The sequence below is a fragment of the Achromobacter sp. UBA5777 genome (genome assembly GCF_002418565.1).
Classification (GTDB): Bacteria; Pseudomonadota; Gammaproteobacteria; order Burkholderiales; family Burkholderiaceae_B; genus Achromobacter; species Achromobacter animicus.
Genome location: NZ_DIEJ01000232.1, coordinates 18,992 through 32,043, shown reverse-complemented (window position 1 = coordinate 32,043; position 13,052 = coordinate 18,992). Strand labels below are relative to the sequence as shown.

Genomic DNA, 13,052 nt, shown 5'->3' with positions numbered 1-13,052 from the left:
CCGGTTGCGGGGGTGTCCGCGGCATGGATGCCGCGGCCAAGCTCCCAGGGACGGGTCTACGGCGTCCCCCGCAACCGGACCCATCCCGCCATCCCACGGATAGTCGGCTTTTGCTGTTGCTTCGGCTTCGGCTCTGGCCTGAAGCGGGTGCCGGGTGCAACCCGNNCCGAAGACCCCTCTCATGCTGCGCCGCAGAATGCATTCGGCTGAACCTGCATGCTCTACTTGAATCGATCTAAATTCACGGTCTGGTGGGTCGGGCGTCATTCCAGGGGGAGCTCTCTGCCGGTCACGGCGGGACTCAGCGGAACGGTGCCGAACGATCCCGGCCGTCTGCCTCCGCGTCATCGACTACAGGAACCCGACATGCGCCCAGTGCCGTCCGCTCCCGCCGTCCCATTGTCCTCCCGCCCGCTGGCGCGCCTGGCCTGTCTGCTGGCGCTTTCGACCATGCCGATGCTGCTGCAGGCCGCACCGGCGGCGCTGGAGCGCGAGGTCAACACCTTCATCGGCAGCAAGGACGACGGCAATACCTTCCCCGGCGCATCGGCACCGTTCGGCCTGATCCAGGTCAGCCCGATCGGCAGCCACTATTCGGGCTGGCGCTACGACGACGAGAAGATCCGCGGTTTCGGTCACTCCTTCATCTCCGGCGCCGGTTGCTGGGAGCAGGGCGGGCAGGTGTCGATCCTGCCGGTCACCGGCAGCATCGGTCCGGGCGGCGATTTCGATACTGCTGACGCCAAGAACTTCAACCACAAGACCTATGCCGCTTCGTACACGCATGACGGCGAGATCGGCCAGGCCGGCTATTACAAGGTGCGCCTGACCAGCTACGGCGGCATCGACGCCGAGGCCACCGCGCGTACACGTGCCGCGGCCGAGCGCTACACCTTCAGCCAGCGCCAGGGCGAGGGCCACGTGCTGGTCAATGTCGGCCAGGCCAATGAGCGCCATTCGGTGATCGGCAGCGTGGTCGATGTGGTCGGCGACCGCGTGGTCGAGGGCAAGCTGGTGACCAAGAGTTTCTGCGGCGGCCATCAGTACACCACCTGGTTCCGCATCGAGTTCGACCGCCCGTTCAAGGCGCATGGCACCTGGGGCGAGGGCGGTGGCCTGCCGGGCGCGCGCCACAGCATGGAAGGCGAGCAGAAGCCGAACGGTGCCTGGCTCAGCTTCGACCTGGCCAAGGGCCAGTCGGTGACGGCAGTCAGCGCGATCTCGCACGTGGATGCCGAAGGCGCGCGTACCAACCTGCGCGCGGAAGGCATGCAGGGCGGCGCGCTGCTTGGTTTCGACCGGATGCGTGCGCTGTCCCAGCAGTCGTGGCGCGAGCAGCTGGGCCGGGTGCGCGTGCAGGGCGGCACCGCCGATGACCGCGCTGTGTTCTACAGCGCGGTCTACCACGCGCTGCTGCAGCCGATGACCGGCAACGACGCCGACGGCCGCTACCGCGGCTATGACGATGGCATCCACCGTGCCGATGGCTGGACCTACTACGAGTACTTCTCGCTGTGGGATACCTACCGCGCGCAGAACCAGTGGTTGGCGCTGACCCGCCCGGACGTGGCGCGCGACATCGGCCGTACCCTGCTGGCGATCGACGAGCAGGGCGGCTGGCTGCCGCGCTGGGGCTATGCCAACTTCGAGACCAACATCATGACCGGCGATCCGGTCACCCCGTTCATGGTCGACCTGTGGCGCTTCGGTGCGCTCAAGGGCCGTGAATCGCAGGCCTGGGATGCGCTGCGCCGCAATGCCTTCGGCACGCCGCCGCTGAACTCGCGCATGGCTGGCCGCTCCGGCAACCCGACGTACCTGGACAAGGGCTACGTGGTCTACGACCGCGCGTTCCCGTCCAAGGGCATGGACGTCGATCCGCACCACGGCGGTTCGGCTACCTTGGAATACGCACTGGCCGACTGTGCGCTTTCGCAGATGGCCGATGGCCTCGGCCATGCGCAGGACGCGGCGACGCTGCGTGAGCGCGGCCGCAACTGGCGCAAGGTGTGGGACCCGCAGGTGCGCGACGCCGAGACCGGCTTCACCGGTTTCCCGCGCCCGCGCACCGAGGATGGCCAGTGGTACACCCCGGCCGATGGCCACTACAGCCCGCGTTCGCACCACGGTTTCCATGAAGGCACGGCGTGGCAGTACCAGTGGCTGGCGCAGCAGGACGTGCCGGGCCTGGTCGATGCGATGGACGGCCGCGAACAGGCCGGCCGCCGCCTCGATGCCTTCTTCGCGATGGACGCGCTGCAGGCGGACCCGCTCAACGCCGCCCGCAAGGAGTGGGTGGTCGGACCGTACAGCTACTACAACCAGTTCCGCTACAACCCCAACAACGAGCCGGACCTGCACTCGCCGTGGCTGTACACGCTGATCGGCCAGCCGTGGAAGACCGCGGCCGTGGTGCGCGCCGCGCAGCAGTTGTTCACCAATGCGCCCAACGGCGTGACCGGCAACGATGACCTCGGCACGATGTCGGCCTGGTACCTGTTCAGCGCCATCGGCGTGTACCCGGCGGTGCCGGGCAGCGGCCAGTTCCTGCTGCACACCCCGCGCTTCAGCAAGGTGGAACTGGACATGGGCAATGGCCGGACGCTGCGCATCGACGCGCCGGGTGCCGATGGTCGCCGCCTGCAGTACGTTCAGGGCGTGCAGGTCGATGGCCAGGCGCATGCGCCGGTCTGGCTGGACTGGAACCAGCTGCAGCAGGGCCCGCGCCTGCAGTTCGCGCTTGACGCGAAGGCGCCGGAGCAGGGCTGGGGTACGGCGGTGAAGGACCTGCCGGTGTCCTGGTGCGCGGCACCGGGCAGCCAGCTGCGCTGAGCCGGACTGTGCCGTTCGCGGTGACCCAGCGAACGGCACGGCACGACACGGCCCTGATCCATTAGGCTTGAGCCTCCAGCGGAGTCCGGGAAGACGATGAACGACAACGGCAGCAGTCCCAGCAAGCGCGCCGGCAAGGCAGTGACGGTGACCGACATTGCGCGTGCCATCGGCGTGTCACGCGCGACCGTGTCGCTGGTGTTGCGCGGCAGCCCGCTGGTCAACGTCGATACCCGTGCCAAGGTCGAGGCCGAGCTGCGCCGGCAGCGCTATGTCTACAACCGCGCTGCCGCCAACCTGCGCCGACGTACCTCGTCGAGCATCGCGCTGGTGATCAACGATCTTTCCAACCCGTTCTTCGCCGAATTCGCGTCCGGCGTGGACGAGGCGCTGGGCGGACGCGGCTACGTGACCCTGCTCGGCAGTACTGGCGAATCGCCGGAGCGCCAGCAGGCGGTGCTGTCCACGTTGATGGAGCACACCCCGGCCGGCCTGATCCTGTCGCCGGCCGAGGGCAGCGATACCGTGCAGTTGCGACAGGCACTGGGTGCCAATGCCAACGTGCTGCTGTTCAACCGCGAACTGGAAGGGGCCGACTGGGACTTCCTGACCCTGGACAACCAGCACGGCGCCTATCTGGCCACGCGCCACCTGATCGAGCGCGGCCATCGCCAGATCGCCTTCTTCGGCGGCCACGCTGCATCGAGCTCGTGCCACCAGCGCCGTGCCGGTTTCCAGCAGGCGCTGGCCGAGGCCGGTCTGTCGCTGCCGCCGGGCTGGATGATCGAGTCGGCGCCGAACCGTCTGGAAGCCGCTGCGCGCACCGATGAGCTGTTTGCCGATGGCCATCGGCCGAGTGCGGCGGTCTGCTACAACGACACCGTCGCGCTGGGCCTGATGCTGGTCGCGGTCACGGTGTCGGCCACGATCATCACGGTGGGCGCAATTCCGTTCGTGGGGTTGGTCGTGCCCAATCTGGTTGCGCTCCATTACGGCGACAACCTGAGCCGCACGCTGCCCGTCGTCGCCTTGGGTGGCGCGTCGCTGCTGCTGGTCTGCGACATCCTGGGGCGCGTGCTGATCTATCCGTTCGAAGTGCCCATTGGCCTGACGGCGGGGGGCGTGGGCGGCGTCCTGTTTCTGGCGCTGATTTTCTGGAAGCACCGATGATGCGCGCAGCTTCCCGGAACGCGGTCTGGATGGCGGTCATCGCGTTGGCCGTGGTGTTCCTGTTTTTCCGGTCGGGCCTGGACTTCGACTACGTCATCCCCAAACGCCTGGCGCGGCTGGCTGCCATGGTCATCGGCGGCGTCTGCATCGCGTGGTCGTCGATCGTGTTCCAGACCCTGACCGGCAACCGGATCCTCACGCCCGCCATCATGGGCTACGAGGCCGTGTACCTGCTGCTGCAGTCTGTGATGATCCTGGCGCTGGGCACGCAAAGCCTGGTGCTGCTCGGGCCAAACGGCAACTTCCTGATCTCGGTCCTGGTGATGCTGGCGTATTCGTGGATTCTTCATCGCTGGCTGTTCCGCCACGGCAGGCAGAACGTGTATTTCCTGCTGCTGGTGGGACTGGTGCTGACCATGGTGATCGGCACCTTCACGCAGTTCGTGCAGCTGAAGACCAGTCCGGGAGAGTTCTCGATCCTGCTGGGCTTCACCCAGGCCTCGTTCGGCAAGGCCGAGCCGGCGCAGTTGCTGGCATCCGCCGCCGTTGTTGCCGCGGTATGCCTGGCCGGACGCCCGCAATTGCCGACGCTGGACGTCCTGTCGCTGGGGCGTGACCAGGCCATGTCGCTGGGTGTTGACCATCCGCGCGCCGTGCAACTGCATCTGGCCTTGATCGCGGTGCTGGTTGCCGTTTCCACCAGCCTGCTGGGACCCACGGCGTTCATGGGCATCTTCGTGGCCAACACCGCGTATGCGCTGGCGCGCACACGCCGGCACTGCATCACGTTGCCCACCGGCTGCGCCATCGCTGTCGGCATGTTCATCCTGGCCCAGCTCGCGGTCGAACACATCTTCAACTACAAGACCACCGTCGGCATCCTGGTCAACCTGGTCTGCGGCGGCTGGTTTCTCGCGCTGATGGCGCGCACGCGGGGCACCGCATGATCACGACCAGAAATCTTTGCAAAACCCATGGCGCGAAAGCCGTCCTGCGCGACGTGAGCCTGCAGTTCCCTGAAGGCAAGCTGACGTCGCTCATCGGCCCGAACGGCGCGGGCAAGACCACGCTCCTGATGATGATGGCGCGGTTGATGGAACCGACGCAGGGCGACGTCTTCATCGGCGACCGCAACGTGGCGGACATGCGCCGCGCCGATTACGCGCGGCGCGTCGCCACCTTGCGCCAGTCTCCCGACTTCAACCTGCGGCTCACGGTGGAAGACCTGGTGGCATTCGGGCGCTTTCCCTACAGCCGCGGCGCCTTGACGCCGCAGGACACGCAGGCGATCGACCAGGCCATCACGTTTCTATCGCTGGAGCCGCTGCGCCGCGCCTACCTGGACGAGTTGAGCGGCGGCCAGCGGCAGATGGCGTTCATGGCCATGACCATCGCGCAGCAGACCGATTGCCTGCTGCTGGACGAGCCGCTGAACAACCTGGACATCCGGCACGCCGTGCAGATCATGCGCGCGCTGCGCCGTCTCTGCGACGACCACGGTCGCACGGTGATCCTGGTCGTGCATGACATCAACTTCGCGGCCAGCTATTCGGACCATGTCGTCGCGCTGAAGGGCGGGGCGGTGCACTGCGCGGGCGCGGTGCACGAGGTCATGACCGAAGACCGGCTGCGCGAACTGTACGGGCTGGACTTCGAGATTACGCAGGGTGATCGCGGCCGCCTGTGCAATTACTTCAATCCTCCTGGAGAACTGAAATGATCCTGTCGCACTGGCCGAGGGCGCTGCTGCTTGCCGCCGCGATGGCCGCAACGGCGGCGCTGCACGGCTGCGGGCAAGCCACGGACACGCCCAAGGCTGCGGCGGCAACGTCCGCCGCGGCACCCGCAGATGCGCCGCCGCAGAATGCCTACGTCCCCATCACCGTCAAACACAAACTGGGCGAAACCGTGATCGACCGGCTGCCGCAGCGCGTAGTGGCTCTGGACATGAACGAAGTGGATTTTCTGGACGAGCTGGGCGTCCCCGTCGTGGGCATGCCGAAGGACTTCGTGCCGCACTTCCTGGCCCGCTACCGCGACGCGCCTGAAGTGCGGGACATGGGCGCCATCGTCCAGCCGAATCTGGAGCGCGTGCACGCGGCCAAGCCGGATCTCATCCTGATCACTTCGCTGCAGGCGAACCACTACAAGGAGCTGAGCCAGATCGCGCCCACCGTCCACTTCGACGTGGACTACCGCGACAGTCAGGCCAACCACATCGAGATCGTGAAGGACCACCTGCTGACGCTGGGACGCATTTTCGGCAAGGAGGACCTCGCCCGCAGAAAGGCGGCCGATCTGGACGCCAAGGTTGAAGCGGCCCGCGCGCTTATCCGCGATCGTCCGGAAACGGCGCTCGTCGTGCTGCACAACAACGGCGCCTTCAGTTCGTTCGGCGTGCATTCCCGCTACGGCTTCATCTTCAAGGCGCTGGGCGTGAAACCGGCCAGTCCCTTGGCCGATGGCGGCCTGCATGGCCAGCCGATCTCCAGCGAATTCATCCAGCAGGCGAACCCGGGCATCGTCTACGTGGTCGACCGCACGGCCGTGATGGAACGCCGGCCGGCCCTGAACGCCGAGACGCTGGGCAACCCGCTGCTGCGTCAGACCGCCGCATGGCAAGACGGCCGCGTGGTCTTTGCCGACGCCGAAGCCTGGTATGTCACTGCCGCCAGCGTGAAGTCGCTGCATCTCATGATCGACGAAGTCATGAGGCCTTACCGGAACTGATTCCTCAAGACGCCCCGCGCGTCATTGCCGATTCAAACGTAAATGATTCCCAGTCGCCTGAATTGTTGGGCGATCCCAGCTCAACTGAACGGAGCATTCCATGAGCAAACGTCGCCATAGCGGCCGCGTCGCACGTCCTTCGCCGCTAGCCGGGCAGGCAAAGCCCGCCTTTTCCTTGAACCCTCTCGTCGCCGCGGTGTTCGGCCTTACGCTGGGCGCTGCGGTTGCGACGCCGGCGTGGGCGCAACAGGAGGCGGGTGTGAAGACCCTGCCCACGGTGACAGTCACGGGTCAGGCCGACGTGCAGGAGGCGCCGTCAACGCCGTACGCCGGCGGCCAGGTCACGTACGGCGGCCGTGTGGGTTTCCTGGGCGACAAGGACTTCATGGACACGCCGTTCTCCGTCATCAACTACACGGAAAAGTACATCGAGGACCTGCAGGCCAAGGACATCACCGATGTCATCGCCCGCACGGACCCGTCAGTGTTCAGCAACGGCGTGTCGGGCGCGTGGAGCGAGAACTACTCGATCCGCGGCTTCTCGTCCGCCACCACCGACATGACGTTCAACGGACTGGCCGGCATGGCGCCTTACTACCGGACGTCGCCCGAGATGTTCGAGCGGATCGAAGTCTTGAAAGGCCCGTCCGCCTTGTTGAACGGCATGCCTCCCGGCGGTTCGGTCGGCGGCACGGTCAACCTGGTGTCCAAGCGCGCCGGCGCCGAGCCCCTGACGCGCCTGACCGCCACCTACATGTCGGACGCGCAGTTCGGCGGGCACCTGGACATGGGGCGGCGCTTCGGCGAGAACCAGCAGTTCGGCATCCGGTTCAACGGCATGTACCGCAACGGCGACGGCCCCGTCGACGACCAGAAAAAGCGTGCGCAACTGGCATCGCTGGGCCTGGACTGGCGCGGCGAGCGGGTCCGCATCTCCGCCGATCTGTACGACACCGATGAGCGCATCGACGGCGTGACGCGCGGCATCAACCTGGCCCCCGGCATCGGCGTGCCCAAGCCGCCCAAGCCCGAAACCCTGTTGAACCCGGATTGGGCCTACGTGAAGAACCAGGATCGCGGCGCCATGATCCGCGGCGAATTCGACGTCACCGACAAGCTGATGGCGTACGCGGCCCTCGGCACCAGCCGTTCCGAATACACCTACAGCGGCGCCATGTCGGCGCAGGTGTTCAACGATGCCGGCGACTTCCGCACGTCGATGGGGCAACTCAACATGGAGGTGGACAAGACCTCTGGCGACGCGGGCCTGCGAGGCAAACTGCAGACCGGCGCGATCAAGCACCAGTGGGTGCTGAACGCCACGTACTACTCCGACGACCAGCACGACTACGGCCGCCGTTCGGTGCCCGGCGCGGACTGGGTCACCAACATCTACAACCCGGTCTGGGGCCCGGCGCCCGCCGGCGTGTTTCCCCCCATCATGCACAGCAAGACGCGCATGATCAGCTATGGCCTGGCCGACACCTTGTCCTTTGCGGAGGACCGCGTGCAACTGACGCTGGGCGCGCGCCGCCAGGAGGTCCGCACCGACAGCTTCAGCGTCGCCACCGGCGCGCGCACCAGCCGTTATGACGCCCACGCCACGACGCCCGCCGCCGCGCTGCTCGTCAAGGCGACGGACAACATTTCCGTTTACGCGAACTACATCGAGGGTCTCTCCAAGGGGCAGTCCGCGCCCGCCACCGCGGCCAACGCAGGCGAGCTCTTTGCGCCCTTCAAGACCAAGCAGAAGGAGATCGGCCTGAAGGTCGATCTGGGCGATTTCACCCATACGCTGGCGCTGTTTGAAATCGAGCGTCCCAGCAGCTATACCGATCCGGTCACAAACGTGTTTTCGTTCGGCGGCGAGCAGCGCAACCAGGGCGTGGAATGGGGCTTCTTCGGCGAACCGCTGCGCGGCGTGCGCCTGATCGGCGGCGTCGCCTACATCGATCCCAAGGTGACGAAAGCCGCCGTCGCGGCCAACGAGGGCAAGCAGGCCACGGGCATCCCCCGGCTGCAGGGCAAGCTTGGGGTGGAATGGGACGTGCCGGCGGTTCAGGGCCTGACGTTGACCGCCAACGCGACCTCGGTGTCCAAGCAATACATCAGCGCGGACAACTCGCTGTCGGTGGGCGGGCGCACCACGTACGACATCGGCGCGCGCTACGCCACGAAGGTGGCGGACCGCCAGGTGGTGCTGCGCGCCGCCATCAACAATCTGACGAACAAGGCCTATTGGGGCATGCCGCAGCTCTCCAGCCTGGCGCTGGGCGCGCCGCGCACGTTCATGCTGTCGGCGTCGATGGACTTCTAAGCGGGCGCAGCGCCAGAAACACTCCGGCCGCCATGATGAGTCCCATGCCCGCCAGCGCCAGCGCGTCTGGCGGGCGCTGGAACCAGAACGTGCTGAAGCCCAGCGCCAGCAGCAACTGAAAGTAGTTCAGCGGCGCGAGCGTCGCGGCCGGGACGCGCTGGAAGGCGGCGATCAGCAGAATCTGCGCAAGGCCGCTGCACGCGCCCAGCGCAAGGATGATGGCGGTGTCCGCCGGCCCCGGCCAGGGATCGGGCAGGAAGAAGGGCGCCGGCAGCGCTGTCACGATGAGGCAGATGAAGGCGGTGTACGCATACTGCACCGGCCCCGGCACCTTGTTCGACAGTTTGCGCGTCAACACCTGGAAGATCGCGTAGCTGACGGCCGACACGGCCATCAGCAACGTGCCCAGCAGAGGCAGGTCGCCGCCGGGCCGCACGATCAGCAGCATGCCGCCAAAGCCCGCAGCCACGGCGCCCCATTGCGCCACGTGGACGCGTTCGCCCAGCATCCAGGGCGACAGCGCCACCATGATGAGCGGCGCCGTGAAGTAGATGGCGGTGGCTTCGGACAGAGGCATCCAGATCAGCGCGGTCATGAAGCAGGTGGCCACCGTGGCCAGCATGACGCCGCGCAGCACCAGCAGCGGCTTCTCCGGCGCGTCGCGCAGGCGCAGGCCGCGGCCGTGGCGCCACAGCATGCCCATCGCCAGCGTCACCACCGCCAGGTAGCGCATCACATTAAGGAAGGGGGCGGGGTAGCGTTCCAGCAACTGCTTGGCGCCCGCGTCGAAGGTGGCAAACGCCACCAGCGCGGCAAAGAACAGCAAAATTCCCGTCTGGCGCGCGGGCGTTGAGCCGGTCAGGGCGCTCATGCGGCGCACGTGCTCATGCACGCCTTTGCGTCCCCCTGCGCATGGTCACTTGCCGCCACGGTCGAATCCTTCAAGAAACGCGTCCAGCGCCGGTCCGATCGCCTCGACCATGTAGCCGCCTTCCTGCACCACCACGGTCGGCACGCCCAGACCGGCGACGCGCGCGCCGATGTCGCGGTAGGCGTCGATGTCCAACCGGAGCACGCTGATGGGATCGTCCTTGTACGTGTCGAACCCCAGCGGCAGGACCAGCGCCTCGGGCGCATAGCCCGCCAAAGCGTCCAGCGCGGTGTCCAGCGCCTGCAGGAATTCCGCGTTTCCGCAGCCGTGGGCCAGCGGCAGGTTCAGGTTGAACCCTTCGCCAGCGCCATGCCCGCGCTCGTGCGCGTAGCCGGTGTAGAAGGGGTAGTAGCCCGCCGGGTCGGCATGAAGCGACACCGTCATCACCTCCGGCCGCTGATAGAAGATGTTCTGCGTGCCGTCGCCGTGATGCGCGTCCACGTCCAGCACCGCCACCTTGGACCACGTCTGCAGCAGCCGGCTGGCCGCGGCGGCGCTGCTGTTCAGGTAACAGAAGCCGCCCGCGCGATCGCGATGGGCGTGATGGCCGGACGGCCGGCACAGCGCATACGCCACCCCGCCACCGCCCGGCACATGATCCGCCGCCGCCAGCGCGCTATGGGTGGACCGCAGCGCCGATTGCCACGTCTGCGGCCCGATGGGGCAGGACAGGTCGCTCAGGTAGTACCCGGTCTGCGCCACGATGGACGGCGAGGGGCAGGGGCCGCGCCCGGCGGCGTCGATGCGGCCGTTGTAGTACGGCGACAGGTTGGGCAGCACTTCCGGACCGGGATCCACGCCCGGCGCCTTCAACGCCTGCCAGCGCACAAAGGCCGTTTCCAGATACTCCAGATAATCCGCGCTGTGGACGTGTTCGAGCGGCTTGCGCCCATAATCGGCCGGCGCTTCGACCTTGACGCCGCGGGCGGCCAGCGCCTGCTGCAGGTTCTCGGCGCGCGACGGCAGGTCGGTCGGGGCGCTGATGCGGCCCAGCCGCATGAATTGGCGGGGCGAATGCAGCAACTGTTCTTCGGAAAAAAAGGCCTTCATGGATATCCTCGCTCAGACCGTCCGGGTCGATGCCAGATGCGCGGGGCTCATGCCCGCTTCAGTTCGATCTCGACGAACACGAATTCCGTGTCGCTGGGATTGATGACGTTGTGCTCCACGCCGACCGGCCGGTAGTACGCGACGCCGGTGGTGAGCTGGCTGGTCACCTGGCCGGTGGGCGTGTCCAGCAGCAGCGGGCCGGTCGTCTGCGGCACCACCACATAGTTCATGCCATGGCGGTGCCAACCCGTCTCGCCGCCCGGCGGGAAGCGCCACTCCGTGACGGTGACCTGCTCGTTGTCGATCTGCACGGTGGGGATGGCAGCGGGGCGTTGCATAAGCGGTTCTCCTGAATGGCGATGATGGAATTGCGGTCAGGCGGCCTGCGCCTTGGTCGGGTCCCAATGCTGGCCCGGCACCGCGGCGATCAACTGGCGTGTGTACGCGTGCTGCGGGTTGTCGAAGATCTGCGCCGGCGACCCGTACTCGACCACCTTGCCGCGATGCATGACCAGCACCGAATTGCAGATCTGCGCCGCCACGCGCAGGTCGTGGGTGATGAACACCAGCGCAATCTTCAGCCGCTGCTGCAGGTCGTGCAGCAGTTGCAGCACCTGCGCCTGCACCGACACGTCCAGCGCGGAGACCGATTCGTCGGCCACCAGCACCTTCGGTTCCAGCGCCAAGGCGCGGGCGATGCCGATGCGCTGGCGCTGGCCGCCCGAAAATTGGTTGGGATAACGATCGAAGGCAGACGGATCCATGCCCACCAGCGACAGCAGTTCGCGAGCCCGGGCCTCGGCCTGTGCCCGCGCCACACCGTTGGCGACCGGGCCGTCGCTGATGATGCGGCCCACGGTATGCCGGGGGTTGAGCGAGGCAAATGGGTCCTGGAAGATCATCTGGATCTCGTGCCGCATCGGTCGAAAGCGCGACTCGGGAAGCGTGGCGATGTCCTGCCCGTTGAACAGCAACTGGCCGCCATTGATGCCGACAAGCTTGAGCAGGCATTTGCCGATGGTGGACTTGCCGGATCCCGATTCACCCACGATGCCCAGCGTCTCGCCGCGCCGCACGGCAAAGCTCACGCCGTCCACCGCATGCACCTCGCGCTTGTTGCCCAGCCAGCCGTGGCCGATCACGTAGGTCTTCTTCAGGTCCTTGACCTCCAGCACCGGCCTGTCGTCCGCGATCCCGGCGCGCTCCTCGCCGCGCCGGTGAGGCACCGCCGCGATCAGGCGCTGGGTATAGGGATGACGCGGACGGTTGAGCACTTCGTCGGCCGGGCCTTGCTCCACCAGGATGCCTTTCTCCATGACCGCCACACGGTGCGCGATCTCGGCCACCACGCCGAAGTCGTGCGTGACGAACATCACGCCCATGCCCTTGGCTTTCTGGATGCGCGCGATCAGCGCCAGGATCTGCGCCTGCGTCGTCACGTCCAGCGCTGTCGTAGGCTCGTCCGCGATCAGCAGCGCCGGTTCCAGCGCCAGCGCCATCGCGATCATCACGCGCTGGCGCTGTCCGCCCGACAGCCGGAACGGGTAGACGTGATAGAGCGTCGCCGGATCCGGCAGGCCCACGAATTCCAGCAGTTCCAGCGTGCGCTTCAGGCGCTCGGCGCCCGGGTAGGCGTCATGCACGCGCATTACCTCGCTGATCTGCTCGCCCACCGTCATCAGCGGGTTCAGGGCCGACAGCGGCTCCTGGAAGATCATCGCCATGTCCTTGCCGCGCATGGCCTGAAGCGCCGGCTCGTCCAGCTGCAGCAGATCCTGGCCGCGGAACAGGATGCGGCCCTGCTGCGGGGTCAGGTAGTCGGGCAGCAGTCCCATGATGGCGTTGGCGCTCATGGACTTGCCCGACCCGGATTCGCCGACGATGCACAGGATTTCACCGGCACGGATGTCGTACGAGACGTCCTGGACCGCGTACGGACGGTCGCCGCCCTTGGGGAGCGCGATGGTCAGGTTCTGGATGGACAGCAGCGGCGCGGATTCCAAATTTGCATTCATGCCGGCC

The 13,052-nt window shown here is 66.9% G+C and carries 10 protein-coding genes; 6 read left to right on the top strand and 4 right to left on the bottom strand.

The annotated features are described in order from the left end of the window. Window positions 1-366 precede the first annotated feature (366 nt). The 6 genes from B3446_RS19095 (at window position 367) to B3446_RS19070 (ending at window position 9,049) form a co-directional block, all read left to right on the top strand. Window positions 367-2,832: a GH92 family glycosyl hydrolase gene (locus tag B3446_RS19095; protein ID WP_049404347.1), complete on the top strand. Its 2,466-nt coding sequence runs from the start codon at window positions 367-369 to the stop codon at window positions 2,830-2,832. A 96-nt stretch (window positions 2,833-2,928) separates the two neighbouring features. Beyond that, on the top strand, window positions 2,929-4,002 hold the full coding sequence (locus B3446_RS19090; RefSeq protein WP_291384133.1) for an iron chelate uptake ABC transporter family permease subunit: 1,074 nt from the start codon (window positions 2,929-2,931) through the stop codon (window positions 4,000-4,002). After that, window positions 4,002-4,949, top strand: a complete 948-nt coding sequence (locus tag B3446_RS19085) for an iron chelate uptake ABC transporter family permease subunit (protein WP_291384139.1) — start codon at window positions 4,002-4,004, stop codon at window positions 4,947-4,949. The genes B3446_RS19090 and B3446_RS19085 overlap by 1 nt, the downstream gene beginning before the upstream one ends. Beyond that, entirely contained in the window at window positions 4,946-5,722 is a 777-nt protein-coding gene (locus B3446_RS19080) for an ABC transporter ATP-binding protein (protein ID WP_291384131.1), read from the top strand. The genes B3446_RS19085 and B3446_RS19080 overlap by 4 nt, the downstream gene beginning before the upstream one ends. Continuing rightward, a complete protein-coding gene (locus B3446_RS19075; protein WP_291384129.1) occupies window positions 5,719-6,732 on the top strand; it encodes a siderophore ABC transporter substrate-binding protein in 1,014 nt (337 codons plus the stop codon). Before B3446_RS19080 ends, B3446_RS19075 begins: the two co-directional genes overlap by 4 nt. Window positions 6,733-6,832: 100 nt before the next feature. Further along, window positions 6,833-9,049: a TonB-dependent receptor gene (locus tag B3446_RS19070; RefSeq protein WP_191576988.1), complete on the top strand. Its 2,217-nt coding sequence runs from the start codon at window positions 6,833-6,835 to the stop codon at window positions 9,047-9,049. Here B3446_RS19070 and B3446_RS19065 read toward each other — a convergent pair. From B3446_RS19065 to B3446_RS19050, 4 genes are read right to left on the bottom strand one after another with little or no spacing between them, the layout of a single operon-like run. Next, window positions 9,021-9,920 carry a DMT family transporter gene (locus tag B3446_RS19065; protein WP_291384126.1) on the bottom strand — a complete coding sequence of 300 codons (900 nt, stop codon included), beginning with the start codon at window positions 9,918-9,920 and terminating at the stop codon, window positions 9,021-9,023. The two genes, B3446_RS19070 and B3446_RS19065, sit on opposite strands and share 29 nt — an antisense overlap. Before the next feature lie 45 nt (window positions 9,921-9,965). Further along, the gene (locus B3446_RS19060) at window positions 9,966-11,030 is read right to left on the bottom strand and encodes a histone deacetylase family protein (RefSeq protein ID WP_291384124.1); all 1,065 of its coding nucleotides are present in this window, start codon (window positions 11,028-11,030) and stop codon (window positions 9,966-9,968) included. A gap of 47 nt (window positions 11,031-11,077) precedes the next feature. Then, entirely contained in the window at window positions 11,078-11,368 is a 291-nt protein-coding gene (locus B3446_RS19055; RefSeq protein ID WP_056569641.1) for a cupin domain-containing protein, read from the bottom strand. Window positions 11,369-11,404: 36 nt separating this feature from the next. Then, entirely contained in the window at window positions 11,405-13,045 is a 1,641-nt protein-coding gene (locus tag B3446_RS19050) for an ABC transporter ATP-binding protein (protein WP_291384122.1), read from the bottom strand. Between the last annotated feature and the right edge of the window lie 7 nt (window positions 13,046-13,052).